Genomic DNA, 26,033 nt, shown 5'->3' on the forward strand with positions numbered 1-26,033 from the left:
GACGTGAGGTATGGACTCGAACAGCCTCCCGCTTCCCGTCCGCCTAGAGGTGTTCCCCCCGCTCGTCCGGAAACTGTTCCTCTGGGCGGTCGCCCTGTTCGTCGGGTTCTGCGTCCTCCTCGTCGTCATCGGGTTGCTCGGCGTGTGGACGTGACGAAGTCGGGGTACAACTCTCAACCGAGTGAACAGTTAGTTCCACCGGAAATGAAGGGGTTCGTGAACGAGTGCTACCGCGTAGCAGGGGCGAGCGTTTTTTGCCCATCGCGGCGCGAGAGCGGGTGTGGCAGCATCACGTGACTCGTCGGACGGGCGGGACCACTGGCGGTTCTTCCCGTACGACGAGCCGTACCCGAACCAGGCCGAGGCGATGTCGCGCATCGCCGAGGCGCTCGACGAGGAGCGGAACGTCCTCTTAGAGGGCGCGCCGGGGACGGGCAAGACGCTCTCGGCGCTCGTGCCGGCGCTCGAACACGCCCGGGAGACGGACAAGACGGTCGTCATCACGACGAACGTCCACCAACAGATGCGCCAGTTCGTCGCCGACGCCCGCGCCATCACCCGAACGGAGCCCATCCGCGCCGTGGTGTTCAAGGGGAAAGCGTCGATGTGCCATATAGACGTAGATTACCGCGAGTGTCAGACCCTCCGCGACACGACGCGCGACCTGGTCGAGAAACGTGAGGAGATGGAGGAACTCCGTGACCGTGCCGACACGCTCCTCGACGACATGCGCGAGGGGGGCCAGGGCGCGGGTGACGCGTACCAGGCGGTGACCGACGAACTCGACGCGCTCGAATCCGAAGTAGAAGGGTTCGAGTCGACCAACGTCTGCGACCACTACCGGGCGAACCTCACCCGCGACACCGGCGCGTTCTTCTCGTGGCTGTTCGACGACGTTCGAACCCCCGAAGACGTGTACGACTACGCGGACCGGGAGGGGCTGTGCGGGTACGAACTGCTGAAAGAGGGAATGGAGGGCGTCGACCTCGTCGTCTGCAACTACCACCACCTGCTCGACCCGCTGATTCGAGAGCAGTTCTTCCGGTGGCTCGGCCGCGAGCCCGAGGACGTGATCACGGTGTTCGACGAGGCGCACAACGTCGAGTCGGCCGCCAGGGACCACGCGACGCGGACGCTGACGGAGAACACGCTCGCCTCCGCGCTCACCGAGTTAGAGGACGTCGACGACTCGCGGGCGGCGGCGGCGGAGAACGTCCTCCGCGCCTTTCACGACGCGCTCTGTGAGACGTACGACGGGGCGCTGGCGTTCGGCGAGCGCGAGCAGGTCGGCGAGAACTGGTACGACCTCTCGGTCTCGAACCCCGACCGCCGCGACGACCTCACGCTCTCGTTCCTCGACCGGTACGAGGGCCGCGGCATCTCGACGGAGGTCGAACTCGCACTCCAACTCGGCGAGAGTCTGGACGAGGAGTACGAAGAGCAGTACAAGCGCGGGGAGACCACCTCGCGCAAGGAGTGTCAGACGCTGCAGGCGGCGGCGTTCGTCGCCACGTGGATGGACGAGGGCGGCGAACTGGGCCAGCACCCGATGTGCTCGGTTCGGCGCGACAGCGGCACCGACGAACTGTACGGCCGGGCGGAGCTGTACACGTGCATCCCGCGGGAGGTGACGAAGGAACTGTTCGACGAGGTGTCGGCGACGGTGCTGATGAGCGCGACGCTCCGCCCCTTCGACGTGACGCAGGACGTGCTGGGACTGGACGACCCGGAGACAATGGCGTACGGCCTCGCCTACCCGGAAGCGAACCGCCGGACGCTCGCCGTCGACGTGCCGCCGCTTTTCAGTTCCGAGCGGAGCAACCCCGAGACGCAGGCGGTGGTCGCGGACACGCTGCGGGACGTCCTTCGGTTCACGCCGGGGAACACGCTCTGTTTCTTCCCCTCGTACGCCGAGGCGGAGCGATACTACGAGCGGTTACGGGGAACGGGAGTCGGGACGGACCTGTGGCTCGACGGCTCCGACGTCGACACCGAGGCGGCTCGAAAGGAGTTCGTCGCGGGCGACGACGGCGCGCTGTTCACCTCGCTGTGGGGGACGCTGAGCGAGGGCGTGAGCTTCGACGCGGACGACGCGCGGACGGTCGCCGTCGTCGGCGTTCCCTACCCGCATCTCTCCGAGCGGATGGAGGCGGTCCAGGACGCGTACGACCGGGCGTACCCGGGGAAAGAGGCGGGGTGGCGCTACGGCGTCGAGATTCCGACCATCCGGAAGACGCGGCAGGCGCTCGGGCGAGTCATCCGCTCGCCGGACGACTTCGGGGTTCGACTCCTGCTGGACCGCCGGTACACGCGGGAGAGCCGCGACATGGGGCGGTACGGCGTCCGCGGCTCGTTTCCGACGGAGGAGCGGACGGAGTTCGTCGACGTCGCCCCCGAGAAGGCGAAGTTCGCGATGCTGAACTTCTTCACCGACCACGACGCGTACGCGGGCGACCCGCCGCGGCCCTGAAGCGGGTCACGCGCGAGACACCGTCGACGATGCTGGTAGTTCCGCGTCGGGGGACGAGTCCATCAACGGTTATTACACGGCGACCAAAATCAGGTACTACTACCGATGAATACCTCGTTCGGGACGTATCTCGTCACACAGTCGAACCACACGAACGGGCGGTCGACGGTCGACGTCGTCCGGGCCGCACTGGCCGGCGGCGTCGACGTCGTCCAGTTGCGCGAGAAGCACGTCACGGCCCGCGAACGGTTGGCCGTCGGCCGGGAACTCAGGCGGTTGACTGCCGAGGCCGAGGTCCCGCTCGTGGTCAACGACCGCATCGACCTCGCATCTGCGGTAACGGCCGACGGCGTCCACCTCGGTGACGACGACCTCCCCGTCGACGTCGCGCGCGAGCAACTCGGCCCCGAGGCGCTCATCGGCCGGTCCGTGTCGACCGTCGAGGGCGCGACGCGCGCCGAAGACGCCGGTGCGGACTACCTCGGTGTCGGCGCGGTGTACGAAACAGGCTCGAAGGAGACGAAGCCCGAACAGACCGAAATCGGCCTCGACCGGGTTCGAGCGGTGTGCGAGGCGGTCTCCATCCCGGTCGTCGGCATCGGCGGCGTGACGCACGAACGGGCGGGCGATATCGTCGAAGCAGGGGCCGACGGCGTCGCCGTCGTCTCCGAGATTACGGGAGCTGACGACCCCGAGGCGGCCACCAGACGGCTGGCCGAGGCAGTGGCGGCAGGGAGGAACCGACGATGACGGCGAGAGAAATCGACCTCGACGCGGCGTTGACGGCAGTGGAGGCGGACCAGCCACTGGTGAACGCCCTGACGAACGAGGTGACGGTCAATCAGGTGGCGAACGTGATTCTCCACTGGGGCGCGTTGCCGGTGATGTCCGACGACACCCGGGAGGTCGCCGACATGGTGAGCATCGCCGACGCCCTCCTGTTGAACATGGGGACCGTGAGCGAACGCGGCGAGGAGGCGATGGTCACGGCCGGCGAGGCGGCGAACGACCACGGCGTTCCGGTCGTCGTCGACCCCGTCGGCGTCGGTGCCACGCCGACGCGGTCACGGGTCGCCGAACGACTCGTCACCGAACTCGACGTCGCCGTCGTGAAGGGGAACTACGGCGAGGTGACGGCGCTCGTCGGCGACGACGCCGAGGTGCGCGGCGTCGAATCGGTGGGCGAGTACGCCGACATCGCCGAGACGGCCATCGCGTGCGCCCGAAAGGTCGACGCCGTCGTCGTCGCCTCCGGTGAGGTCGACATCGTCGCGACGGCCGACGCCGCCTTCGAGGTCGACGCGGGGCACCCGATGATGGGGCAGGTCGTCGGAACGGGCTGTATGCTCGGCGGGACGCTGGCGGCGTTCGCCGCGGCCCTCCCGAACGAGGAGGCCGCGCTCGCCGGGACCGCCGCGTTCGGTCTCGCCGGGGAACTCGCGGCCGACGGCGCGTTCGGCGAGTACTTCGGGCCGGCGAGCTACGAGACGGCGTTTCTGGACGCCGTCGCGGGACTCTCGGAAGCTGACCTCCCGGACGCGACAGGTCGAATCGACCAGGTCGTCGAGTAACCGACCACGAGGCGGGGCGGTCGTCGAGCACACCGACCGGCGGAGAGCGGCCGAAGACCGCGAACCGCCGGGGGTTTTTGACCCACCTTTTTGCGAGGTGGGTCCCCGCAGGCCGCCGGAGGCGGCCGAGGAGACCCGCCGACGTAAAAAGGTGGGGCCGAACGCTTCATGTCTCTCCAGTCGAAGGAGGGGTAATGAGCACCGAACCGCCCGGTCCGAAGGGGGTGCCACTCATCGGGAACAGCGGCCAGTACGCGAAGAACCCGTTCGAGTTCATCACGGCGGTCGAAGAGGCGTACGGCGACGTCGCCCACTTCGAACTCGGCCCCATCGACACGTACATGATCACGAACCCCGCGGACATCGAGCGGGTGCTCGTGACCGACGACGCCAAGTACCGGAAACCGAAGTTCCAGGACGACGCCATCGGCGACCTGCTCGGCGATGGACTCCTCATGAGCGAGGGGGAGACGTGGCGGACACAACGCGAGTTGGCGCAGCCGTCGTTCCTGATGTCGCGACTTTCCGGCCTGTCGGATCTGATGGTCGACTACACCGAGGAGATGCTCGCGGACTGGCGCGAGGGAGGGGTGATCAACGTCCACCTGGAGATGGCCCGGCTGACGGTGAAGATCATCGTCGAGGCGATGTTCGGGGCGACCATCGACGACGACCGAGTCAGGACGGTACAGGAGAACCTCGAACCGCTCGGGTCGCGCTTCGAGCCGAACCCGTTCCGCTTTGCCATCCCCGACTGGGCGCCCACCCGCGAGAACCGCGAGTACAAGAAGGCGCTGTCGACCATCGAGGAGGTCGTCTGGGACCTCATCGACGAGCGGGAGGGGACCCAGTACGGGGACGGAGAGGAGCCGATGGACCTCCTCTCGGTCCTCCTGCGCGCCCGCGACCGGGGCGAGCAGACGGACGAGAACCTCCGCGACGAGATGGTGACGATGCTGCTCGCGGGCCACGACACGACGGCGCTCACCCTCACGTACACCTGGTACCTGCTCTCACAGCACCCCGAGGTCGAATCGCGCGTCCACGACGAACTCGACGGGCTTCTGGAGGGACAGCGCCCGACGTTCGCCGACGTTCGGGCGATGGAGTACACCGAAGCCGTTCTGAACGAGGCGATGCGGCTCTATCCCCCCGTATACACCATCTTCCGCGAACCGCAGGTCGACGTGCGACTGGGAGGGTATCGCGTTCCCGCGGGGAGCGCGGTCATGCTCTCGCAGTGGGCCGTCCACCGCTCGTCGCGGTACTGGGACGCGCCCCTGGAGTTCGACCCCGACCGCTGGCTGGACGAACGGGCCGACGCGAGACACCGGTTCGCGTACTTCCCGTTCGGCGGGGGTCCCCGCTTCTGCATCGGCAAACAGCTCTCGCTGCTCGAAGCGCGACTCATCATGGGGACCGTCTGCCAGCAGTACCGCCTCGAATACACCCGCGACGAGCCGTTCGACCTCCGCGGGTCGCTGACGATGCACCCTCGGCAGCCGATGGAGATGCGGCTGGTCGAACGGTAACGGGAGCGCCCTCTCTGTCCTCATCGGCTCCGACACCGTGACCCGCCTCACCGCGCTCGTCCACGGTGTCGTCCTCGCCGTTGGACTCATCGTCGCACTCGGCCCGCAGAACGTCTTCGTCTTTCAGCAAGGGGCCACCCAGCCGCGCTTTCGCCGGGCGCTCCCGACAGTCGTCACCGCGTCGCTGTCGGACACGCTCCTCGTCTCGCTCGCGGTGTTTGGCGTCTCCGTCGCCGTTCTCGGGAACGCGTGGCTTCAGCAGGGGTTGTTCGGAATCGGCGCGGTGTTTCTCGTCTACGTCGGCTGGCAGGTGTACCGGAGTCCGGCGCTCTCCGTTTCGGGCGGCGAGGCGCTCTCCCCCGGAGGCAGGTCGGCTTCACCGCCGCCGTCTCGCTCTTCAACCCCCACGCGATTCTCGACACCGTCGGCGTCATCGGGACGAGCGCGCTCGCGTACGAGGGCGAGCAGCGGTGGGTGTTCGCCGGGAGCGTCGTCACCGTCTCGTGGCTCTGGTTCGTCTCGCTCGCCGCGAGCGGGCGACTGCTCGGTCGTACCGAATCGGACGCCGCGGACGCGGTGCTCGGCAAACTCGATGCGGCCGCCGCGCTCGTCATCTGGGGCGTCGCGGGCTACATGGCCTATCGATTCCTCACCCTCTAGGCCGGCAACGACACCCGCGCGGCCGTCTCCCGACTCGCGGCGTCGTAGACGACGAGTTCGGAGACGGTCCAGGTCAGGGGTTCGACCCGCGCCGAGAGGTCGGCGAGTACGTCGGCGTCGAACCTCCCGCCGCGGCCGAGCGTCACGTGCGGGGTGTAGTCGTCGCCCTCCAGCCCCTCGACGGCTCCGAACGCGTCGACGAGTCGGTCGTGCAGCGCGGAGAGTCCGGGGCTCTCGACCGCGAGGTAGACGACCGGTCCCGGCCCTCGTGGCGGGTTCTCGAAGACGTCGACGCCGGTTACGCTCGTCTCGAACGCCGGCTGTCCCCGGAGGACCGTCCGGAGTCGCTCACGGAGTCTGGGGAGCACCACGTGCCGTTCCTCGTGCGCGTCCTCGAACCGCTTGACGACGAGCGAGTGTCGGTCGCGGAAGCGGGTGACGCCCGCGCCGGACAGGGCGGGGCGGAGCTCCGCCGCCTCCCGCGAGACGACGCCGGGAACGGGGACGTTGAGACTGAACACGGTCGACACTGGTCGGGGAGTCGCTTCAGTGTCTCGTCTCGGAGGTGGGCCGGCGGGCGTCCGAGCGGTCAGAGATAGTCGAGGAACCAGAGGACGATGACGACGACGATGACGACACCGACGAGGGGACCGAGCAACGCGGTGAACAGCCCGACGACCTCGCCCACGATTTCGAGGACGAGCCAGACCACCACGAGCACGAGAACGAGCTTCAGCAGGTCTTCGACGTCGATGGATGCGCGTGTCATCAACGAGAGGGAGGAGAGAACGGTACGAGTGTCTTGTGCATCGTGTGGTCCCGCTCACCCCTCACGGCGTCCGTCTCGTTCGTCGCGTCGTCCACGTCAACCCTTATCACGACCACGCCCCTAGGTCCGGTATGAGCTTCTTCCGCTGGCTCGGCCGGACGGTCGGCCGACTCACCTCCGGAGAGTCGCCCGACACCGTCTACGAACGCGGCGGGCTCTCCAGCGCGCTCAAGACGGGAGTGGTCGCCGCGGTCCTCGTCGGGCTCGCCCTCCTCGTGGTCCCGATCACGCCCGTGACGGTCATCGGGCTGGCCGTGTTGGCGCTCGCCGTCTCGGCCGTGTACAGCGCCGTCGAGATCGTCGAGGCGTACGAGACCCGCGCGCTCACCGTCTTCGGCGAGTACCAGGGCCTTCTCGGACCCGGCCTGAACTTCGTCCCGCCGTTCGTCTCGCGGACGTACGCGTTCGACATGCGGACCCAGACGTTCGACGTCCCCTCACAGGAGGCCATCACCGAGGACAACTCGCCCGTCACGGCCGACGCGGTGGTGTACATCAGGGTGATGGACGCCGAGCGCGCCTTCCTCGAAGTCGACGACTACCGGCGGGCCGTCTCGCTGCTCGCGCAGACGACGCTTCGGGCGGCGCTGGGCGATATGGAACTCGACCAGACGCTCTCTCGGCGCGACCAGATCAACAGTCGAATTCGAAGAGAGCTGGACGAACCCACCGACCGGTGGGGTATCCGCGTCGAGTCGGTGGAGGTGCGCGAGGTGACCCCGAGCGCCGACGTGGTGAACGCGATGGAAGAACAGACCTCCGCCGAGCGACACCGCCGTGCCATGATCCTCGAAGCGCAGGGCGAGCGCCGGAGCGCCATCGAGCGTGCGGAGGGGGAGAAACAGGCGGCCATCATCGAGTCCCACGGGAAGAAACAGGCGGCGGTCCTCGAAGCACAGGGTGACGCCGTCGCGACCGTCCTCCAGGCCAGAGCGGCGGAGTCGATGGGCGAGCGCGCCATCGTCGACAAGGGGATGGAGACGCTGGCGAGAATCGGCCAGGCGCCGTCGACGACGTACGTCCTCCCGCAGGAACTCACCTCGCTCCTCGGGAGATACGGCCGGCAGTTGACCGGGAGCGACGTTCAGGAATCCGCCGGCCTCGAAAGCAGGGAGTTCGACGCCGAGACGCGCGAACTGCTCGACCTCGACAGCGTGGACGAACTCGTCGCGGAGGCGGCGGACGTGACGAACGGGAGTCGGGAAGAAGTGGAGTTCGAGTACGAGGAAGCCGAGAACTGAGGAGGACGAGCCCGCGGTTTCACCGCATCCGTGTGTCCTGTGCAGCCTCCGTGCTGGACGTCTAGTTCCGACAGCGGGTCCTCACAGACCGAGTCACACCCCACTCGTACCGTTGGATCTCGCCCGTACCGAGTCACACGGTACCGACCGACGGAGATTTATATCGGGTCGGTGGCTAGGAGGGGCATGGAGGTGCGTGACGCCGTCGAAGCGGACGCCGAAGCCCTGGCGGCCATCGTCGACGCGCCGGCGGACGTGATGCGCAACGTCGTCCACGACCGGACGGTGCGCGTCGCGGTTCGACAGAACGACCCCGGGCCGAACGCCGATGTCGAGATGGACACCGGCGTCGACGTCGAGAACGGGAGCGACGCCGAGCGGGGGACGGAGCAGGAACGAAAGACCGGACGGCCGAGAGCGTCCTCGGGTTCGTCAGTTTCGACGCGCGCGAGGACACGGTGTACGTGACGCAGTTCGGGGGGACCGCCGAGGCCTGCGAACGGCTCATCGGCGAGCCCATCCGTTTCGCGACGAACGAGCGGATGAGCGTCGAACTCATCGTCGAGGCGACGGACGAAACGATCACGTCGGTCGCCGAGAGCGCCGGGTTCGACGCGGAGGGACGCGGCCCGAGCTTCGGGGGACGGAAGACGGTCAAATACCGGCTCGATCCGTAGGAGCGGCCTCAGGTGAACTTCCGGAGCGTCAGGTTCAGCGTGTCGAGGTCGACGATGGGGGCGAACCCGACGTCCGGGTCGATGTTGACCGACTTCTGGAACGCGGTCTGTGCCTGCCAGCAGCCCGAGTTCACGGCGAGGACGTTGTGGTACTTCCCGTATCCCAGCTTGTGGACGTGGCCCGTGTGGAAGATGTCGGGGACGGTATCGATGGTGAGGTAGTCCTTCTCCTCGGGAGCGAGACGCATTCGCCCACCGAACTGCGGGGCGACGTGGCGCTTCTTCAGGAGCTGATACATCGCCAGGTGGGGGTTGTCGTAGCTCGCTTTCTCCTCGGGGAGTTCGGCGATGACCTCGTCGAGCGAGACGCCGTGGTACATCAGGACCGAGACGCCCTCGACGGTGACGGTCGAGGGGTTGCCCGTGATGCGCGCGTCGTGAGCGGACATGATCTCGCGGAGGTTCTCGTCGAACGCCGGCTGTGGTTCGGCGAGGCGAACCGCGTCGTGGTTCCCCGGGATCATCACGATCTCCATGTCGCCGGGTACCTCCTTGAGGTGCTCCGCGAACTGCTCGTACTGCTCGTAGATGTCGATGATGCTCAGTTCGTCGTCCTGGTTCGGGTAGACCCCGACCCCCTCGACCATGTCGCCGGCGATGAGGAGGTACTCGACGTGGTCGGCCTCCTCGGTGTGGAGCCAGTCGGCAAAGGCCGACCACGCGTCGGCGACGAACTCCTGGCTCCCGACGTGGACGTCGGAGATGAGCGCCGCCTGGACGTGGCGGTCGGCGGTCGAGGGTCGGTAGGTGCGGGGAACGTCGGGGAAGTAGAGGTCGTCGACGAACAGGATGCCGGCGTCGTCCGCGAGCGTCCCCGACACCGCGACGCACTCGTCGAGGAGGAGTTCCTCCACCAGAGAAGCGATGTCCTTGTCCTTCATCACGAGACACGGGAAGACGCCGGTGGTGTCCTCCAGTTCGACGAGCCAGTGGCCCGACGCCGTCGAGCGGATGTCGTTGACGAGGCCGATCATCTCCGCGTCGCTCCGTCCCGGCATGTCCTGGATGGCCGTCGCGGGACGGTGGTTGACGCGCCCGCGCAACTGCTTCGAGAGCCGCTCGTATCGGTCCCGGAAGATGGCGACGAAGTCGTCGTACTCCCCGGTCCCGGTCGACCGGTCCGTGATGTCGCCGTCGATGGCGACCGACTGAAGCGTCGTGTCCCTGTTTCGGGGGCGAACAGACCCCTTCGTTTCAACTGGAATGTCGCTCGAAGAGTGCGCCTCTTTCACCTGGTTTCCACTCGAAACGGAGGGGTCCAGAGCGGACGCCTCCGAGGAAGGCTCGTTCCCGACGCCGGGTGGGTCGGGTGCGGGGGTCGTCTCGGCGTCGAGGACGGCACGGACGTGGTCGGTCGTGATCCGCAGGGCACCGTCGGGCGCGCGTTCGACGGCGTGTTCGAGCACCCGGGCGGGGTCGTCCGCGCCCGCGATGAGCGTGACCGCCTCCCGTTCGGCGTTGTAGCCGTGTCGAGCGAGTTCGCGGACGATGCGTGTCGTCGTCTCCAGCGGCACACCTGCAGGTGGTGAGGCCGTGAGAAAAGCGTGCCGGACGACGTGTTCGGTTTCGTGAGTGGACGGTGAGTGGACGTCGAGAAGCGGTCGGCGTGGCTGTGCGCGTCAGGCGCGTAGCCGGAGAAGGAAACGACGACCAGTGAACACCGGACGGGATGTGAACATCGGACGAGATGGCGACTGCGTGGGACACCGGGAGAGACGGCGGCCGACCGAGCAGCGGGCGGGACAGCGATCACACGGCGTACGGGCGCGGTGAAGCCACGCCCTCCCCAGCCGATTCGTTCGTTCCCTCGCTCCGCTCGGTCACTCACTCATCCCTCGCGCGTGCCTCACGCGGCGGGACCGCGTGACGTCACGCGCCACCGCACTGTGTCGGCGGCTGGGGCGCGGGAGTGAGCGACCGGCGGGAGCGAACGGCGCGCGAGGGTCCCGGCCGGGACGAAGCCCGACCGGACCGGCCGGGGTGGGTGAGGCTGCGGCCCCACTGCACCCGTGTATCGTGCGGTCGTCGTGCTCGCGAATACACTCACTAAACTACACTCCCCACCCGCAGCCACCACGTCTCTTCCCCGTACCGAACGCGGGAAACACTGTCAACCCAGAAGGTTGAAATCCGGGGCGGAGGTAAGAGAGGTGATGACCGCCGATGAGGGCCGCCGGTCCTCGCACGACGACGAATCCCCGGTCGACGACGCGGTCGCCACCAGCCCCTCCACCCCGTCTTCTGACCCCGACGACGAGTCAACGACACCGTCCAGTGGTCGTGACGGACCGGACGCTGTCGGCGACGACGCGGACGGCCCGAGCGACGCGGACAGCCCGAACGACGCGGACAGCCCGAACGACGCGGGCAGTCTGAACGACGCGGGCAGTCTGAACGACGCGGACGTGCCCGACGACAGTGCGCCGAACCCGGTTCCCGGCAGCGAGACGGACGAGCCGTTCGTTCGTCGGCTGTGGACCGCACAGTCGGGGCCGTTGTTCTTCCTGCGCGAGGTCGGGACGAGTATCGGCGCCGTCGTCCTCGTCGGACTGGTGCTGTTCGGCGTCAGCGGCGTGTGGCCGCCGATGGTCGCCGTCGAGTCGGGGAGCATGGAGCCGCACATGCACAAGGGTGACCTCGTGTTCATCACCGAGCCCGGTCGGTACACGCCCGACGCGGCGTACGAGGAGACAGGTGTCGTGACGGCCGAGACGGGAAGCGACATCGACTACCGCACGTTCGGCGGGCCGGGTTCGGTCGTCGTCTACGACGACCCGGGTCGGGGAGGCCCCCCCATCATCCACCGCGCGGAGTTCTACGTCGAAGAGGGGGAGAACTGGTACGACCGCGCGGACCCCGAGTTCATCTCCGCCGACAGCTGTGACGAACTCCGCAACTGCCCCGCCCCGCACGGCGGGTTCATCACGAAGGGCGACGCGAACGGCCGATACGACCAGGTGTCGGGCATCGCCGAACCCGTGAAACCCTCGTGGGTCACGGGAATCGCGCGGATCCGCATCCCGTATCTGGGCTGGGTTCGACTGGGCCTCTCGGACATCGTCCAGACGGGAGCGTACGGGCTCGTGGAGGTCCGTGTCACGGACGAGACGCGACAACTGGCGGTGGAACCAACCGCGACTGACAGGGACCCGATTCCCGGAGAGCGCGAGGCCCGTCAGCGTCTCGAAGCGGACACCGCACAGGTCGACGTGGTCGAGGCCCCTCCGCCGAACGCGGCCGCAGCCTGAGTCGGAGAGCACGGAGGTCGGCAGAACCCACCGTTTCGGGTGGAGCCGCCGTTTCCGGTGTGTCCACTGTTTCGGATGAATCGGTTCGTTCGGGAGGAACGGCTGTTTCGGGTGGAACGGGTGGAGTCCGATCCTCCCGCCGCTCAGTTGTCGAAGCGGGCCTGGACGAACGGCTGGGCGTTCTCGATGTCGCTGAGGCGGGAGTCGGAGAGTAAGACGGCTTCGGTCTCCTCGATGGGTACGGAGATGGAGATCTCCTTCGTTCGGCCGTATCGACCCTTGGAGACGACGACGGCGTTCGCGATGCCGAGCATGTCGAGTTCGGAGATGAGGTCGGTCACGCGGCGCTGGGTGAGGACGTCGGCGTCGATCTCCTCACAGAGGCGCTTGTAGATGTTGAACACCTCGCCGGTGTTGATGTTGCGGACGCCGTTTTTCTCTAAGAGGATGGTGGCGAAGAGGACGATTTTCGACTGGGTGGGGAGGGTTCGGACGACCTCGACGACCCGGTCGAGTTCGATCTTGTCCTGCGCCTGGCGGACGTGGCGCTCTTCGACCGTGTCGGCCTGGCCGCGTTCGGCGAGTTCCCCGGCCGTCCGGAGGAGGTCGAGCGCGCGGCGGGCGTCGCCGTGTTCCTGGGCGGCGAAGGCGGCACAGAGCGGGATGACGTCGTCGGTCAGCGCGCCCGATTTGAACGCCACGTCGGCGCGGTGCTGGAGGATGTCTCGCAGTTGGGTGGCGTCGTACGGCGGGAAGACGATCTCCTCCTCGCCCAGCGAGGACTTCACGCGCGGGTCGAGGAAGTCGGTGAACTTCAGGTCGTTCGAGATACCCATGATGGAGATGCGCGAGTTGGTGAGTTCGGAGTTCATCCGCGAGAGGTTGTAGAGAGTGTCGTCGCCCGACTTCTCGACGAGTTTGTCGATCTCGTCGAGCATGATGACGACGACCCGTTCGTGGTAGTCGACGGCGTCGAAGAACGTCGAGTACACTCTGTCGGTCGGCCACCCGGTCATGGGGACGGTCTCCATCTCCTCGCGGTCGGCCTCCAAGCTCTCGATGCGCGCGTCGAGCGCGTCGAGCGAGTCGAACTCCGTCTCCGCGAGGACGTCCGTGTTGTCGGCCGCACGCGTCTTGAGGTCGTGCAGGCGTTCGAGTTGGCTCTCGATGACGGCCTCGTTCTTCTCGATGAACTTGTTCGCGAGCTGGGCGAGGACGCGGTACTGGGTGTCGGTCACCTCGCAGTTGATGTACTCGACCTCACAGGGGACGTCGTACTTCTGTGACGTGGATTCGAGTTCCTGGGAGACGTACTTCGCGCTGGCAGTTTTTCCCGTCCCGGTCTTCCCGTAGATGAGGATGTTCGAAGGGGTCTCCCCGCGGAGGGCGGAGACGAGGATCGTCGCCATCTGGTTGATCTGCTCCGTCCGATGGGGGAGTTCGTGCGGCGTGTACGACGGTCGGAGCACCTCCTTGTTCTCGAAGATTGGCTCGCCGGAGAGCAGGTCGTCGAACAGGCCGGTACTCTCCGTCGTCTCCTCGAGCACGACCTCGTCGAAGTCGAGGCCCGCCGTCGGTCGGGAGGTGGACTCGCCCGCGTCGGTCAGGTCTTCGACCGAATCCGGGGCGGTCCCGTCCGTTCCGTCCGTCCCGTCTGTATCGTCCGTCCCGTCTGTATCGTCCGTCTCGGTCGCGTCGTGCGCGTCGTTCGTTTCGTCGAGGGCCCCATCGACGTCCGTTCCTTCGGGTCGAGCGTAGTCGTTCGTACCGCGTGTGTCATCCTCGTTTTCACCCATGTTCGTACCCCACCATTTCAACTGGAGAACCGACCTGACGCCGGTGTATCGTGGGATACACGGCGCGTACCGGCATGTCCCGCCGGGACGGTCGCGAAAGGCGTCCAGATGATGCAGACGAAACAGATGAAGAGGAGGTATAAAAAGATTGTCTCTCGCCAGCCACGTTTCACCTCGAATCGACCCGAAATCCGGAGGGAAACGCCGGAATTCGCGGCTCTTCGGCCGTTTCGCTGTCGACCTGAAACGAGGGGACGAACGGGTTTGAGACGGGGTCACGAGTCGAGTAACCATCAATAATACAAACATTTTGAAGTCGCTGAGAGACGCTGAGAGACGAACTGAACCGGGTGCGAGAGCGACGGTTCGTGACGCCGGCGGCGTCTCCGTCGATTATCTGGAGCGGAAACGGTGCGTAGGACCGGGGCGATGAGTGACGGAGTCGAAACGACGGGGAGGTGCAGGCGAATCGGGGGTTCCACCGGAGCGCGCGAGCGAGGCGGGAACAGGGTCGACGGAGCGGTTGCCCGGTTCAGACCCTCTCGTGTCTATGAGATATCACGAACCCCCCCACCCCTTCGTTTCAACTGGAACGGGGCACGGGAGGGGTGGGGGTGGGGCCTCTCTCTAGACAGAAAGAACTAAGATAGCTTCCGTTCAACCAAATCCGTACTGCAGTACAACAACATATTTTCGAAGGGCTCTTCTAGGTATCTAGAGAGGATAGTCGCCCTCGACCTGCTTCGAGGGGGAGTCCCGGAGGACGTTCCAGTCGAAACGAAGGGGTGGGGGGCCGTCCGACCGGCACGGTATCTCGGCGTTCCCAGTCCGGAGCGGGCATCACTCACCGTCGGGTAAGACCGACGCCACCGTTCCGACGCCAATCGATCCGAGCCAACAGCACGTCCCGTCCTCGTGTCGCTACCAGGGGTCGCCGTCGGGGAGGCGACGGCGCTGTCGTCTGCCCGACTCCACCGGAAATGAAGGGGTTTCGGGCGGGGGTGACAACGCTTCGAGCGCCCTGTCCGCGTCTTCGCCGTCTTCGCAACCGCCCAAGAACCGCAGGGAAGCGTCGTGGGAATCGATGACGCATGTCTGACGCAGACTTAAGTGGAGTGGAATATGTTGTAACCGCATACGCCCCTCTGCGGGAACGTAGAGGGCGCTGGAGGCCAGGATGGGACTGTTCACAGACCTCAGAGACAGCATATCGCGAGTCGTCGACCGGCTGTTCGTCGACGCCGAGCCCAAGCGCATCGGTATCTACGGGCCGCCGAACGCCGGGAAGACGACGCTCGCGAACCGAATCGCACGCGACTGGACCGGTGACGCCGTCGGTCCCGAAAGCCACATTCCCCACGAGACCCGACGCGCCCGACGGAAGGAGAACGTCGAGATCGAGCGGAACGGCAAGACCGTCACCATCGACATCGTCGACACCCCGGGGGTGACGACCAAGGTCGACTACAAGGAGTTCATCGAACACGACATGGAGAAGGAGGACGCGGTCCGCCGCTCCCGGGAGGCGACCGAGGGCGTCGCCGAGGCCATGCACTGGCTCCGGGAGGACGTCGACGGCGTCATCTACGTCCTCGACTCGACACAGGACCCCTTCACCCAGGTGAACACGATGCTCATCGGCATCATCGAGAGCCAGAACCTCCCCGTGTTGATCTTCGCGAACAAGATCGACCTCGACGAGTCGAACGTCCAGCGCATCGCGAACGCCTACCCACAGCACGAGACGGTGCCCCTGTCGGCACTCGAAGGAGAGAACATGGACGAAGTGTACGAGAAGATCGCGGAGTACTTCGGGTGAGCCACGATGCCTGAAGCAACCCCCGAACCGGAATCGCCCGACGGTGTTCAGATAGACCTCATCAGCGGCGCCCGGATGGAGAAGCTCCGGTCGATGGAGAAGATCCGACTCATCCTCGACGGCGTCCGCGAGGGTAACATCGTCATCCTCGAAGAGGGGCTCTCCCCCGACGAGGAGTCGAAGCTCATCGAGGTGACGATGACCGAGATCAGCCCCGACGAGTTCAACGGCATCGAGATCGAGACCTATCCCACCACGGGCGGAAGCAGCGGCGGCCTCTTCGGGAAACTCATCGGCCGCGACTCCCCGAAGAAGCTCACCGTCATCGGCCCCGCCAACCAGATCAAGACGCTCCACAAGGACGAGGACTTCATCAGCGCGCTCGTCTCGCGGAAGTAACCCCCGATGCCCCACCAGTGTACCACCTGCGGGCGAACGTTCGCCGACGGCTCCAAGGAGATGCTCTCGGGTTGCCCCGACTGTGGCGGCAACAAGTTCCAGTTCAAGCCCGCCTCACCCCGCGCCCGGGAGTCCGATTCGACCCCAGCCACGGACGACGCCGCTGATTCTGACTCGGCGGCGGAGGCCGGCCGACCGACTCCCTCCGACCGTTCGTCGACCGACGCTGGTGACGGTCCGGCCGACACCGCCGATTCGCCTCCTCGTCCGTCCTCGTCACCGTCCCGGTCGTCCCCGCCTCCGTCCGCGGACCCGTCGTCGACGGCGGACGCATCCGCGGATTCGGCCCCGTCAGCCCCGTCGCAGTCGACCCCTCCGTCCGAGACCGACGAGGGGACTCCTCCGTCCGAGACCGACGACCAAAACGACGCGGAGGTCGAACGACGGACGGACGACGCCCGCCCGCCCGCCGAGGACCACGCGCAAGCGAGCGCCCGGACGGACTTCGTCAGCCCCGACGAACTCGCCGACGCCGCCTCACAGTCCCGTCAGACTCCGGAATCGGTCGACGGTCGCGTCATCGAACCACAGAACGAGGACCGTCCCGGCCTCGAAGAACTCCGCGAGGAACTCAACAGCCAGTTCGAGAGCATCAAGATCGTCAGCCCGGGACAGTACGAACTCAACCTGATGGAACTGTACGACCGTCAGGAGTACATCATCTCCCTCCAGGAGGACGGCAGGTACGTCATCGAGGTCCCGGGCTCCTGGGACGACCGCGGCGACGACTGAGCGCTCCCGAATTTTCCTCGCGTTCCTCCTCCGAGTGGTGGTTCTCCCCCACCGAGCGCTCCCCTTCGGATGGACCCACTAAACCCCTTCGCTTCGACTGGAACCCCGTGAGAAGTTCTTCGACGAGACTCCACTCGAATCGCTACACTGCATCGCTTCGAGTACCGCAGTCGATACCCGAGGACGGATTGTCACGTGTTCACGTTCCACCGGAAACGAAGGGGTTTCTGGCCCCCGGCGGCGGTCACAGTGGGACCGGTAACGCGAACGCGTGAGATGCGGCGGAGCGCAGCCGTGGCCGGAATTGAAGCTTTTAAGCGACCGGCCCCAGACCGTGAGGACATGAGCCAAGCGACGAAGATCGTGCTCGGGACAGTCGGCCTCGCGGTCGTGTTGGTGCTGCTTCTCATCGGCGTCGCCGCGTTCGGATAGCGCCGATGCCCACGTTCGAGCGCCGGTCGCTCACGGGAGAGGCCGCGGCCGTCCACGACGCGTACGCCCCCGACTCGCTCGTCTTAGACGTCGGCCGGGACTTCGAGACGCTCCCGCCCGCCGTCGCCGAGGACCTGGGACTGCTCGCCGACTCGCTCGACCCGGCGAGCTATCCGCGCGAGTGGTTCCCCGACGACGTCCCCGAGACGCTCGCACACTACGCCGGTTCCGACTTCACCATCGGGCTACCCAACGACGGGACGGTCGTGTGGACGCGGCAGACGGTCCCCCCGACCGTCCTCGTGAAGTACCGCGCCCGCGGGACGCCCGACGCGTTCCTCGACTTTCTCCTCGCGGAGGCGTTCGTCGAACTCTCGCTCGACGTTCCGGAGAGCTTCCTCCCCTTCTTCGGCGAGCGGTACGTCGCCCTCGACGCGGCGGTCGGGTCGGGCCCGGCCGACGTCTACCAGGTCGCCGCGGCGCTGTACGACGCGTGGGTGGGCCTCCAGACCCGCGAGGTCTTCCGGGGGTGGGACGACGACTACCCCGGCCTGTACGACGCGTGGGACGACGCCGGTGACCGTCTCTCCGGGAGGCTCGCGGACCTCCCTGCCGAAGTCGCCCGCGGGAAGACCTCGTTCGCGGCCGCGACCGAGTACGCCTGTTCGGCGGTGAAACACGACCTCGACCTCCCGGCCCCGTTCGCCGCGCTCGACACGGGGGCGTATCTCGACCACGGTGCCGAGTACGCGGTCCGGTGGGCCGAGAAGACGTTCGAGCAGTTGCGCGCGGACGACTGACGTCTCGTCTCGGGACTCGTCTCTGTCTCCTCCTCGTCTAGGACTCGTAGCTGACGGTCCCTTCGACGTCGAGGTCGATGACGCCGTAGAACAGTTCGCGGAACCGGTCGAGCGTCTCCTCGTCGTGGACCTCCTTCGAGAGGTGGAAGAGGCCGACGGCGTCGTGTTCGTCGAGGAGGTCGAGCAGTTCCTTCGTCGCCGCGTACGCCTGGTCCACGTCGGCGTAGTACGCCATCTCCGTGACGGAGTCGACGCTCACGCGGAGTTTGCCGTCGTGAGTTTCGAGGAAGGTGCGGACCTGCTCGACGATGCCCGCGAGGTCGTCCGGCGAGCGGACGTAGTGGATGTTCTCGGTTCGGCGTCGCGAGTAGCCGCGCTCGACGGAGATGGAGTCGAGAATGACCGCACGCGACTCGTCGACGTCGTAGTATTCGAGTTTCTGTTCGACCTCCCGCGCCGTCGTTCGGGTGGAGACGACGAGGAAGTGGTCGGTGTCGGTCTTCAGGAAGTCGGTGTCGATCCGGTCCGTCTCGCCGATGCTCGGATGGAGGAGGAGAAGCCCTGTCCCGCCCGGAATACTGTCGGGCGTGTTCTCGATGGCGAGGGTGTAATCCATACGCGATTGACCGACCGAACCGACTTAAGACTGCGGGATGGCGAGGGATGTTAAAACAGCGTGTCGGCCGTCGCCGCCCCGATGACGCTGAAGATTGCACCGACGCTCGTCGCCTTCAGCGTGACGCCGAGGACCGCCCCACTCAGGGTCATCCCCAGGATGTCGACCGCACCCGGGTCCGCCTGCGCGATGTCGGCGAGGAACGTCCCCGGCGCGTCGAACGCCAGCGCGAGGATGAACACCGAGAGGTACGAGACGAGGATGAGCGAGACGAACCGCGCGGGAACCCCGGCGATGTCGGCTTCGCGGTCGGGGTCGCGGTTGTCGGCCTTGTACAGCGTCCCGTAGCCGATGGCGAGGACGATGACGAACGTCAACAGTCCCTGGACGGCGGACATGCTCCGCGCGAGCACCCACACCTCCTCGGTGACGACGAACGGCCCGGCGAGGAGGAACCCGCCGACGACCTGCTGGGCCGTGTCCGCGAGCGCGAAGCGTCGGTTCTTCCCGACCATACCTCTCCTCCGTTCCCTGCCGGTAAAGACCGCACGGGATAGACGCCGGTCCCACGTCGGTTCCCAGTGGGGTCGCCTGAGTCGGTCTGTCCGTTGCGGCATTCGCGGGTGGGCGGTGGGAATCGGTCCGAACAGCCCGTCGAAGCGGCCGGACTCCCCAAACCGGTCGAGCGCCCCTAAAACGCGTCTACGCGCCGATATCGGCCGCGTGAAACAGTGTAAAACAGTTCGAAACAGTTCGAAACAGTCCGTGACAGTAGTTACCTACCAAGTCACCCCGGCGTCTGTGTTCTGAGGTATGGCTGTCGACCACTCTCTCACAGTTAATCGATCTCTCGTCTACTGGCGGGACGACGAGGGTTCGCGAGAGGACTCCCAGCGAACCCAATTCCAGTTCGAGTTACTCGTCGAGAATATCGACGAGTGTGCGGTCTTCGTGCTTGACGAGAACGGCCACATCCGGACGTGGAACGCGGGTGCAGAGACGCTCAGCGGGTACACGGCCGACGAAGTCGTCGGCGAACACCTTTCGACTCTCTCACGCGAGTCCGATGTCGCGGCTGGCGCTCCCGACCGGCTCCTTCAGGAGGCGGAGACAAAAGAGCGTGTCACGGACGAGGGATGGCGCGTGCGCAAGGACGGCTCGGAGTTCTGGGCGGATGTGACACTCACGACGCTCCGTGAACAAGACACCCACGTGGGATACGCGGTGACGATGTGCGACTGCACCCGTGACCGTCGAGAACGGATCCTCCTCGAACAGAACCGACAGTTGAAAAGTCACATCGCAGCCCTCTCACACGACCTGAACAACCCCCTCAACGTCGCGGGGGGAACGTCCAGTTGGCTCTCGAAACCGGCGACCTCACACACCTCGAAACGGCCATGCAGGCGCTCGACCGGGCGGCAGAACTGCTTGACCACCTCCAGACGCTGGCGAGGGAGGAGAAGGAAACCCTCGACCCCGAACCGACCGACCTCCGCACGGTGACCGAGGCTGCGTGGTGCGTCGTCGAGACCGATGGAGCCGAGTTAGGTGTCGAGGGAGACACGACAATCGTTGCGGACCGATCACGATTCCAAGAACTGCTCGAAAACCTCTTCACGAACGCCGTCGCCCACGTCGGGACCGACGTGACCGTCAGGGTGGGTCCCCTCGAAGACGGGGGGTTCTACGTTGCAGACGACGGGCCCGGCATCGCCGAGGACGACCGGGACGACGTGTTCGAGATGGGGTACTCGACCAGTCCGGACGGGATGGGATTCGGACTGGCCATCTGTGAACAGATCGCCAACGCCCACGGATGGGTCATCGAAGTGGACAGCGGCTCCGACGGTGGGGCTCGCTTCGAAATCTCTGCGGTCGACCGCTGTAACGGCGTTTCTCCCGACTCGGTGTGAGACACGGTTTCCCGTTCGATGAGTTCGATCGGTCTCTGACAACCGAGAGTCGAACCGGTTTTGCCACGCGCGGTTCACAAGCGACCATGAGCGTTCGCGACGAGTTCGACGCGTGGGCCGCCGACGGCCGTGACCGCGGGATGGAACAGCGCCACTGGCACACCGCGAAACACGTCCTCTCGCGGATGCCGGTCGAGTCGGGCGACGCCGTCCTCGACCTCGGCTCCGGAAGCGGGTACGCCGCCCGCGCCCTCCGCGAAGCCGGTGGTGCCGGGCGGGCGGTCGGCCTCGACGGGGCGCCCGGAATGGTCGAGAACGCCCGCGAGTACACCGACGACGAGTCGGTGGAGTTCGTCGTCGGCGACTTCGGTGCGCTCCCCTTCGCCGACGACAGCTTCGACCACTGCTTCTCGATGGAGGCGTTCTACTACGCTCCCGACCCCCTGCACACCCTCGAAGAACTGCACCGGGTCCTTCGGCCGGGCGGGACGTTCTACTGCGCGGTGAACTTCTACGAGGAGAACCGCTACTCCCACGAGTGGCAAGAGCGCATCTCGGTCCCGATGACGCGCTGGTCCGCGCCCGAGTACAGAGCGAAGTTCCGCGAGGCCGGCCTGTACGTCGCCGGACAGGACAACGTCCCCGACAGAGAGGTCGAAATCCCCCCCGCCGACGAGTTTCCCACCGAAGGGTTCGAGACGCGCGCGGAGATGGTCGAGCGCTACCGCGAACTCGGGACGCTCCTCACCGTCGGCGTCGTCCCCTGAAAACCCTGTTGTCGCCTGAACACCCGTCGTCGCCCGTCCGTCCTCCCCCTACCCGACGCGCACTATCTGTGCGTCCTCGGCCGCGAACGCTAGCGTCACCGTTCCCGCCAGCGACTCGCTCGCCCGCGCGGTCACCTCTCTGCCCTCCCAGTCGAGCCACACGCGCGTCGTCTCGCCGAGAAACTCCGACCGGACGACCTGCGCGCGCAGTCGGTTCGGTTCCGCCGACCCGTCGACGGCTTCGTCCTCGGCGAGCGTCCGCAACCGTTCCGGACGGACGGCGAACGTGACGTCCTCCCCGACGGTCGGACCCCCTTCCCCGTTCGCTCGTATCTCGAACATCGTCTCCCCGACGTCGACGTCCACCGTCCCGTCGTCGCGGCCGACGACACGTCCCTCGAAGAGGTTGTTGTCCCCGACGAACGACGCGACGAACGGGCTCTCCGGTCGACGATAGACCTCCTGTGGCGTCCCGACCTGTTCGACCCGCCCGCGGTTCATCACGGCCACGCGGTCGGAGACGGCGAGCGCCTCCTCCTGGTCGTGGGTGACGTACAGGGTCGTCACGCCGAGTTCGCGCTGAATCTCTTTCACCTGCGCGCGGAGCCGTTCGCGCAACCCCGCGTCGAGCGCGCTCATCGGCTCGTCGAGCAGGAGCACCCGCGGTCCGGGGGCGAGTGCCCGGGCGAGCGCGACTCGCTGCTGTTGCCCTCCCGATAGCTCGGTCGGGTCGCGCTCCTCGAAGCCGTCGAGGTCGACCAGCGAGAGCAACTCGCGGACGCGCTCGCGTCTGGAGACGCCGCCCGGCGGGTCGGAGAAGCGGAGGCCGTACGCGACGTTCTCGGCGACGCTCATGTGCGGGAAGAGCGCGTAGCTCTGGAAGACGACGCCGATACCCCTCTCTTCGGGCGGAACCCCGCTCACGTCACGGCCGTCGAACCTGATCTCGCCTTCGGTGGGCGACTCGAACCCTCCGACGAGTCGGAGCATCGTGGTCTTCCCACAGCCCGAGGGACCGACGAGCGTGAAGAACTCGCCGTCGTCGACATCGAGCGAGACGTCGTCGAGCGCCGTCGTCTCACCGTACCGCTTGGTGACGCCTGTGAGGTCGAGCGCGGTCATGTCGGTGTCCTCGTGGGGCGACCGACGGTGGCCGCCCGAGTCGTTCGAAGGGTGGTTCGGTGCGGTGCTAAACTGTTCCCCTCGTGAGGGTGGACAAGAGCGTCTCCGACATCGCTTCTCGCCCGTCCACAACCCCTTCGTTTCGGGTGGAAGCGTCTAAGTACGAAAACACGTCCGGCGAGACGGCACTCCGTTCGGACGCCGGTTGGACGCGCTCGGGTCACGACCCGCACCTCGACGATGGGATTCGCTCGTCCTCGCGCGACGGAACGCGCTCGGGTCACGACTCCCATCGTCCCCCAAACCGGTCGATGACGACGAAACTCGCCGCGGTGATCACGAGGAGGACCGACCCCATCGCCGTCGCCGGCCCCAGTCGACGGCCGAGGTAGCGCTCGACGGCGACGGGCATCGTGTAGCTGCCCGACCCCGACGCGAGGATGACGGTCGAGTCGAACTCGCCGATGCTGATGGCGAAGGCGAACGCCGCGCCGGCGACGACGCCCGCCGCAACCAGCGGGAGTTCGATATCCCACAGCGCCCGCGCCCGCGTCGCGCCGAGACTCCGCGCCGACTCGACGAGTCGCGGGTTCAACCGGGCGAGGAGCGGCGAGACGTTCCGGGTGACGAACGGGTACGCGGCGACGGCGTGGGCGGCGACGATGGCGACGGTCCCCGTGACGACGAGTTCCCGGCCGAACACGCTCACTCCGAACACCAGCCCCCGGAGGAGACCGAGGCCGACGACGATACCCGACACGGCGAGCGGCCCCATCGCCACCGTGTCGATAACCCGTCCCTTCCACCCCGACCGCGCCGAGAGCAGGCTCACCACGACACCCATCGGGAGTGCGACGAGGACGGTGGCGACGCCGAACACGAGGGAGTTTCGGACGGCCGGCAGCGGTTTTACCTGGAACGACGCGCCCGTCGCCTGCCGCTCGACGAGGAACTGGTAGTGTGTGAGGGTGAAGCCCTGCGAGGCGGAGACGCTCGCGAGGAGCATGCTCGCGATGGGACCGACGAACACCACGACGACCACGAGACCGTACGCGAGAATCGAGAGCCGACCCGCGAGCGTTTTCACGTCCAGTGAATCGGGCACGAGCGACTGCCGTGGCAGGGGGTTCGCGCCCTCGCCCTGCCCCGAGACGCGGCCCTCGTACCGGAGATACGCGTAGGTGAGTCCGAGCGAGATGGCCGTCTCGACGGTCGCCAGCGCCGCCGCCTCGGCGTATTCGAGGTCCGACACGAGCTTGAAAATCCACACTTCGACGGTCGCCAACTGGAACCCGCCGAGCGCGAGGACGATGGGGAAGGAGGCGAACGTGAAGACGAACGTCAGCGTCGCGCCGACGGCGACTGCCGACAGGAGCTGAGGGGCGACGACGTCGCGGAACGCCCTCGTGGGGGAAGCGCCGAGGCTCCGCGCCGTCTCGACGGTGCGGGCGTCGACGCTCTCCCACGCGGCGGTCACGACGCGCATCACGAGCGGCGCGTTGTAGAAGGCGTGCGCGACGACGACGGCTTCGAGCGTGAACAGCAGTTCGACGGGGCCGAGACCCACGAGTCCGAGTGCGGCGTTGAGCGTTCCCCGTCGACCGAACATCGCGACGAAGCCGATTGCGACCATGATCGACGGTAACACGAACGGGAGGATGGTCACCGACCGGAGCGTCCGCCGACCGGGGAACTCGAACCGTGCGAGCACCCACGCACCCGGGAGGCCGAGCGCGACGCTGGCGACGGTCGAGAGGAACGCCTGGTAGGCGGTGAAGCCGATGATGTCCACCAGGTAGAAGTCGGAGGTGAGAACCGACCGAATCGGGTCGAACGTCACCTCCCCGCGGACGACGACGCTCTCGACGAACACCGTCGCCACCGGGTAGTAGAAGACGACGAGGAGGACGACGCCCGTCACGGCCGCGGCCGCCGGGAGGGCCAGTCGTTCCCATCCCAGGCGGCGACCGAGTCGTCCGAGCGTGCCGCGCGGGCCGTTCACTGTCCGGCCGTCGCCGTCGCGGTCACTTGCTGGCGAACGCTCTGGCCCACGCGTCGGTCCACTCACTGAGCGAACCCTTCAGTTCGTCGTACGTGAAGGTGACGGCCTCCGGCGGTTCGTGAGCGTACTCGGCGAACTCCGCCGGTAGCTCCGCCGTCGTCGTCGCCGGGAACTGGACGTTCCGGACCGCGATTTCGGCCTGGACTTCGGGCCGAAGCACGAAGTCCATGAACCCGTTCGCCAGGTCGACGTTGTCGCTCGTCGCGAACCGGGCCATCCCCTCGGGGTTCGCGTAGGCCTGGTCGTTCAGGAACCGGATCTGGTGTTGCGCCATCGGTTCGTCGTACCGGTTGGCGTACACCTGGTCCGTCGAGTACGACACCACCATCGGCGCCTCGCCGTTCGAGTAGGCGTTGTACGCGTCCTCCCAGTTGCCGAGGACGCGGACGTCGTTCTCCTTCAGCCCCCGCCAGTAGTCGAGGTAGCCCTCCTCGCCTTTCGCCGCGACGGTGTGCAGGAGGAACGCCTGCCCCGTCGCGCTCGACGTGGGGTTCTGGACGATGAGTTCGCCCGCGTGCGCCGGGTCGAGCAGGCCGTCGAACGTCTCCGGAGCGGTCGTCTCCGCCTCGTTCCAGACGAGGCAGATGTAACCCGTGTCGTACGGGACGGCCCTCCCCTTCGGGTCGAACTCCAGCGACGATTTCACCTCCTCGCGCCGTGAGAGCGCGCCCTCCTCGACCGGTGCGAAGAGGGGTTCGGAGAGCTTCTGGTCGATTCGGATGAGCATGTTCGTGTCGAGGCCGACGTAGACGTCGGCGTCGATGCGTGCGTTTCCGAGCTGCCGCTCGATGAAGTAGTTCAACCCGTTCTCGGGCGTCTCCCACGTCAGCGTGGCGTCGAACTCCGACTCGTACCGCTCTTTCAGCCACGGTCCCGGCGAGGAACTCGGGGCGTCCACGAACGAACTGTACGTCCCGACCACCAGCTCCGCCGGTGCCGTCGAACCGACCGTCGTTCCCGTCGTCTCCCCCGGAGTGTTGGTCGATCCGGCGGTCGATTCCGCCGTCGACCCGCTGTCCTCACCGTCCTGGTCGGTCCCACCTCCCAGACACCCCGCTACGAGTCCCGCCGTCCCGGCCGCACCTGCCGTTCGCAGGAACGCTCGTCGCTTCATAACTGGGTAATTACACTGAGTGGTCTTAACCTCGGCGACACGGCCCTCGCGATACCCTCGGCGACACGGCCCTCGCGATACCCTCGACGACAGGTCCATCGCGATACCCT

The 26,033-nt window shown here is 66.7% G+C and carries 25 protein-coding genes and 2 pseudogenes; 18 read left to right on the top strand and 9 right to left on the bottom strand.

Annotated elements, in window-relative coordinates; genetic code table 11:
* Positions 1–10: 10 nt before the first annotated feature.
* The 7 genes and pseudogenes from C2R22_RS25315 to C2R22_RS20850 all read left to right on the top strand — a co-directional run bounded on the left by C2R22_RS25315 (position 11) and on the right by C2R22_RS20850 (position 6,233).
* Positions 11–154 carry a hypothetical protein gene (locus tag C2R22_RS25315; RefSeq protein WP_162562582.1) on the top strand — a complete coding sequence of 48 codons (144 nt, stop codon included), beginning with the start codon at positions 11–13 and terminating at the stop codon, positions 152–154.
* Positions 155–280: 126 nt separating this feature from the next.
* On the top strand, positions 281–2,470 hold the full coding sequence (locus tag C2R22_RS20830) for an ATP-dependent DNA helicase (protein ID WP_343125780.1): 2,190 nt from the start codon (positions 281–283) through the stop codon (positions 2,468–2,470).
* Between the two features lie 105 nt (positions 2,471–2,575).
* Positions 2,576–3,220: a thiamine phosphate synthase gene (gene thiE, locus C2R22_RS20835; protein ID WP_103427477.1), complete on the top strand. Its 645-nt coding sequence runs from the start codon at positions 2,576–2,578 to the stop codon at positions 3,218–3,220.
* Positions 3,217–4,041, top strand: coding sequence for a hydroxyethylthiazole kinase (thiM, locus tag C2R22_RS20840; RefSeq protein ID WP_103427478.1), 825 nt, complete (start codon positions 3,217–3,219; stop codon positions 4,039–4,041). Before thiE ends, thiM begins: the two co-directional genes overlap by 4 nt.
* A gap of 194 nt (positions 4,042–4,235) precedes the next feature.
* On the top strand, positions 4,236–5,573 hold the full coding sequence (locus tag C2R22_RS20845) for a cytochrome P450 (RefSeq protein ID WP_103427479.1): 1,338 nt from the start codon (positions 4,236–4,238) through the stop codon (positions 5,571–5,573).
* 37 nt (positions 5,574–5,610) lie between these two features.
* Positions 5,611–5,835 (top strand): annotated as a pseudogene (locus C2R22_RS27060) (LysE/ArgO family amino acid transporter); the annotation flags it as partial.
* Positions 5,823–6,233 (top strand): LysE/ArgO family amino acid transporter, encoded by a 411-nt coding sequence (locus tag C2R22_RS20850; protein WP_281259252.1) that lies wholly within the window; start codon positions 5,823–5,825, stop codon positions 6,231–6,233. The pseudogene C2R22_RS27060 and the gene C2R22_RS20850, both read left to right, overlap by 13 nt.
* On the opposite strand, the gene C2R22_RS20855 is transcribed toward C2R22_RS20850, so the two are convergent.
* Positions 6,230–6,754: a 2'-5' RNA ligase family protein gene (locus C2R22_RS20855; RefSeq protein WP_103427771.1), complete on the bottom strand. Its 525-nt coding sequence runs from the start codon at positions 6,752–6,754 to the stop codon at positions 6,230–6,232. The genes C2R22_RS20850 and C2R22_RS20855 overlap by 4 nt on opposite strands.
* A gap of 68 nt (positions 6,755–6,822) precedes the next feature.
* Positions 6,823–7,002, bottom strand: a complete 180-nt coding sequence (locus C2R22_RS20860; RefSeq protein ID WP_103427480.1) for a DUF7554 family protein — start codon at positions 7,000–7,002, stop codon at positions 6,823–6,825.
* 131 nt (positions 7,003–7,133) lie between these two features.
* Here C2R22_RS20860 and C2R22_RS20865 point away from each other — a divergent pair, with 131 nt between their 5' ends.
* The 3 genes from C2R22_RS20865 (at position 7,134) to C2R22_RS25955 (ending at position 8,980) form a co-directional block, all read left to right on the top strand.
* Complete coding sequence (locus C2R22_RS20865) at positions 7,134–8,303, top strand: SPFH domain-containing protein (RefSeq protein ID WP_103427481.1); 1,170 nt, start codon at positions 7,134–7,136, stop codon at positions 8,301–8,303.
* Between the two features lie 186 nt (positions 8,304–8,489).
* Positions 8,490–8,771, top strand: coding sequence for a hypothetical protein (locus C2R22_RS25950; protein WP_216824867.1), 282 nt, complete (start codon positions 8,490–8,492; stop codon positions 8,769–8,771).
* Positions 8,768–8,980 carry a hypothetical protein gene (locus tag C2R22_RS25955; protein WP_216824764.1) on the top strand — a complete coding sequence of 71 codons (213 nt, stop codon included), beginning with the start codon at positions 8,768–8,770 and terminating at the stop codon, positions 8,978–8,980. The genes C2R22_RS25950 and C2R22_RS25955 overlap by 4 nt, the downstream gene beginning before the upstream one ends.
* Before the next feature lie 8 nt (positions 8,981–8,988).
* Here the strand turns inward: C2R22_RS25955 and C2R22_RS20875 are convergent, their stop codons facing one another.
* Positions 8,989–10,554: a DNA-directed DNA polymerase II small subunit gene (locus C2R22_RS20875; RefSeq protein ID WP_103427482.1), complete on the bottom strand. Its 1,566-nt coding sequence runs from the start codon at positions 10,552–10,554 to the stop codon at positions 8,989–8,991.
* A gap of 957 nt (positions 10,555–11,511) precedes the next feature.
* Between C2R22_RS20875 and C2R22_RS20880 the strand changes: the two genes are divergently transcribed.
* Positions 11,512–12,288 carry a S26 family signal peptidase gene (locus tag C2R22_RS20880; protein WP_394342397.1) on the top strand — a complete coding sequence of 259 codons (777 nt, stop codon included), beginning with the start codon at positions 11,512–11,514 and terminating at the stop codon, positions 12,286–12,288.
* A 143-nt stretch (positions 12,289–12,431) separates the two neighbouring features.
* Here C2R22_RS20880 and C2R22_RS20885 read toward each other — a convergent pair whose 3' ends face one another.
* On the bottom strand, positions 12,432–14,084 hold the full coding sequence (locus C2R22_RS20885; protein ID WP_245902833.1) for a Cdc6/Cdc18 family protein: 1,653 nt from the start codon (positions 14,082–14,084) through the stop codon (positions 12,432–12,434).
* A 1,177-nt stretch (positions 14,085–15,261) separates the two neighbouring features.
* On the opposite strand from C2R22_RS20885, the gene C2R22_RS20890 reads away from it, so the two are divergent.
* The 4 genes from C2R22_RS20890 (at position 15,262) to C2R22_RS20905 (ending at position 18,326) form a co-directional block, all read left to right on the top strand.
* Entirely contained in the window at positions 15,262–15,903 is a 642-nt protein-coding gene (locus C2R22_RS20890; protein ID WP_103427483.1) for an Era-like GTP-binding protein, read from the top strand.
* A 6-nt stretch (positions 15,904–15,909) separates the two neighbouring features.
* Entirely contained in the window at positions 15,910–16,302 is a 393-nt protein-coding gene (locus tag C2R22_RS20895; protein WP_103427484.1) for a DUF2073 domain-containing protein, read from the top strand.
* Between the two features lie 6 nt (positions 16,303–16,308).
* Positions 16,309–17,094 carry a Zn-ribbon domain-containing protein gene (locus C2R22_RS20900; RefSeq protein WP_103427485.1) on the top strand — a complete coding sequence of 262 codons (786 nt, stop codon included), beginning with the start codon at positions 16,309–16,311 and terminating at the stop codon, positions 17,092–17,094.
* A 437-nt stretch (positions 17,095–17,531) separates the two neighbouring features.
* Positions 17,532–18,326, top strand: a complete 795-nt coding sequence (locus tag C2R22_RS20905) for a DUF7089 family protein (protein WP_103427486.1) — start codon at positions 17,532–17,534, stop codon at positions 18,324–18,326.
* 37 nt (positions 18,327–18,363) lie between these two features.
* On the opposite strand, the gene C2R22_RS20910 is transcribed toward C2R22_RS20905, so the two are convergent.
* Positions 18,364–18,942, bottom strand: a complete 579-nt coding sequence (locus C2R22_RS20910) for a DUF7090 family protein (protein ID WP_103427487.1) — start codon at positions 18,940–18,942, stop codon at positions 18,364–18,366.
* A gap of 50 nt (positions 18,943–18,992) precedes the next feature.
* Entirely contained in the window at positions 18,993–19,457 is a 465-nt protein-coding gene (locus C2R22_RS20915) for a DUF2391 family protein (protein WP_103427488.1), read from the bottom strand.
* 298 nt (positions 19,458–19,755) lie between these two features.
* Between C2R22_RS20915 and C2R22_RS27580 the strand changes: the two are divergent.
* The 3 genes and pseudogenes from C2R22_RS27580 to C2R22_RS20930 form a co-directional block, all read left to right on the top strand.
* A pseudogene (locus C2R22_RS27580) lies at positions 19,756–20,184 on the top strand (PAS domain S-box protein); the annotation flags it as partial.
* 116 nt (positions 20,185–20,300) lie between these two features.
* Positions 20,301–20,858: a sensor histidine kinase gene (locus C2R22_RS20925; RefSeq protein WP_245902834.1), complete on the top strand. Its 558-nt coding sequence runs from the start codon at positions 20,301–20,303 to the stop codon at positions 20,856–20,858.
* A gap of 86 nt (positions 20,859–20,944) precedes the next feature.
* A complete protein-coding gene (locus tag C2R22_RS20930) occupies positions 20,945–21,625 on the top strand; it encodes a class I SAM-dependent methyltransferase (protein ID WP_103427491.1) in 681 nt (226 codons plus the stop codon).
* Between the two features lie 48 nt (positions 21,626–21,673).
* On the opposite strand, the gene C2R22_RS20935 is transcribed toward C2R22_RS20930, so the two are convergent.
* From C2R22_RS20935 to C2R22_RS20945, 3 genes are all read right to left on the bottom strand, one after another.
* Positions 21,674–22,747, bottom strand: coding sequence for an ABC transporter ATP-binding protein (locus tag C2R22_RS20935; protein ID WP_103427492.1), 1,074 nt, complete (start codon positions 22,745–22,747; stop codon positions 21,674–21,676).
* Between the two features lie 280 nt (positions 22,748–23,027).
* Entirely contained in the window at positions 23,028–24,749 is a 1,722-nt protein-coding gene (locus tag C2R22_RS20940) for an ABC transporter permease (RefSeq protein WP_103427493.1), read from the bottom strand.
* Positions 24,750–24,771: 22 nt separating this feature from the next.
* Entirely contained in the window at positions 24,772–25,923 is a 1,152-nt protein-coding gene (locus C2R22_RS20945) for a thiamine ABC transporter substrate-binding protein (RefSeq protein WP_103427494.1), read from the bottom strand.
* Between the last annotated feature and the right edge of the window lie 110 nt (positions 25,924–26,033).

The sequence above is a fragment of the Salinigranum rubrum genome (genome assembly GCF_002906575.1).
Taxonomy (GTDB): Archaea; Halobacteriota; Halobacteria; order Halobacteriales; family Haloferacaceae; genus Salinigranum; species Salinigranum rubrum.

Coding starts and splice junctions, on each gene's coding strand:
- C2R22_RS25315 (WP_162562582.1), top strand. CDS start 11: ATGGACTCGAACAGCCTCCCGCTTCCCGTCCGCCTAGAGGTGTTCCCC.
- thiE (WP_103427477.1), top strand. CDS start 2,576: ATGAATACCTCGTTCGGGACGTATCTCGTCACACAGTCGAACCACACG.
- thiM (WP_103427478.1), top strand. CDS start 3,217: ATGACGGCGAGAGAAATCGACCTCGACGCGGCGTTGACGGCAGTGGAG.
- C2R22_RS20845 (WP_103427479.1), top strand. CDS start 4,236: ATGAGCACCGAACCGCCCGGTCCGAAGGGGGTGCCACTCATCGGGAAC.
- C2R22_RS20860 (WP_103427480.1), bottom strand. CDS start 7,002: ATGACACGCGCATCCATCGACGTCGAAGACCTGCTGAAGCTCGTTCTC.
- C2R22_RS20865 (WP_103427481.1), top strand. CDS start 7,134: ATGAGCTTCTTCCGCTGGCTCGGCCGGACGGTCGGCCGACTCACCTCC.
- C2R22_RS25950 (WP_216824867.1), top strand. CDS start 8,490: ATGGAGGTGCGTGACGCCGTCGAAGCGGACGCCGAAGCCCTGGCGGCC.
- C2R22_RS20885 (WP_245902833.1), bottom strand. CDS start 14,084: ATGGGTGAAAACGAGGATGACACACGCGGTACGAACGACTACGCTCGA.
- C2R22_RS20890 (WP_103427483.1), top strand. CDS start 15,262: ATGGGACTGTTCACAGACCTCAGAGACAGCATATCGCGAGTCGTCGAC.
- C2R22_RS20895 (WP_103427484.1), top strand. CDS start 15,910: ATGCCTGAAGCAACCCCCGAACCGGAATCGCCCGACGGTGTTCAGATA.
- C2R22_RS20900 (WP_103427485.1), top strand. CDS start 16,309: ATGCCCCACCAGTGTACCACCTGCGGGCGAACGTTCGCCGACGGCTCC.
- C2R22_RS20905 (WP_103427486.1), top strand. CDS start 17,532: ATGCCCACGTTCGAGCGCCGGTCGCTCACGGGAGAGGCCGCGGCCGTC.
- C2R22_RS20910 (WP_103427487.1), bottom strand. CDS start 18,942: ATGGATTACACCCTCGCCATCGAGAACACGCCCGACAGTATTCCGGGC.
- C2R22_RS20915 (WP_103427488.1), bottom strand. CDS start 19,457: ATGGTCGGGAAGAACCGACGCTTCGCGCTCGCGGACACGGCCCAGCAG.
- C2R22_RS20930 (WP_103427491.1), top strand. CDS start 20,945: ATGAGCGTTCGCGACGAGTTCGACGCGTGGGCCGCCGACGGCCGTGAC.
- C2R22_RS20935 (WP_103427492.1), bottom strand. CDS start 22,747: ATGACCGCGCTCGACCTCACAGGCGTCACCAAGCGGTACGGTGAGACG.
- C2R22_RS20945 (WP_103427494.1), bottom strand. CDS start 25,923: ATGAAGCGACGAGCGTTCCTGCGAACGGCAGGTGCGGCCGGGACGGCG.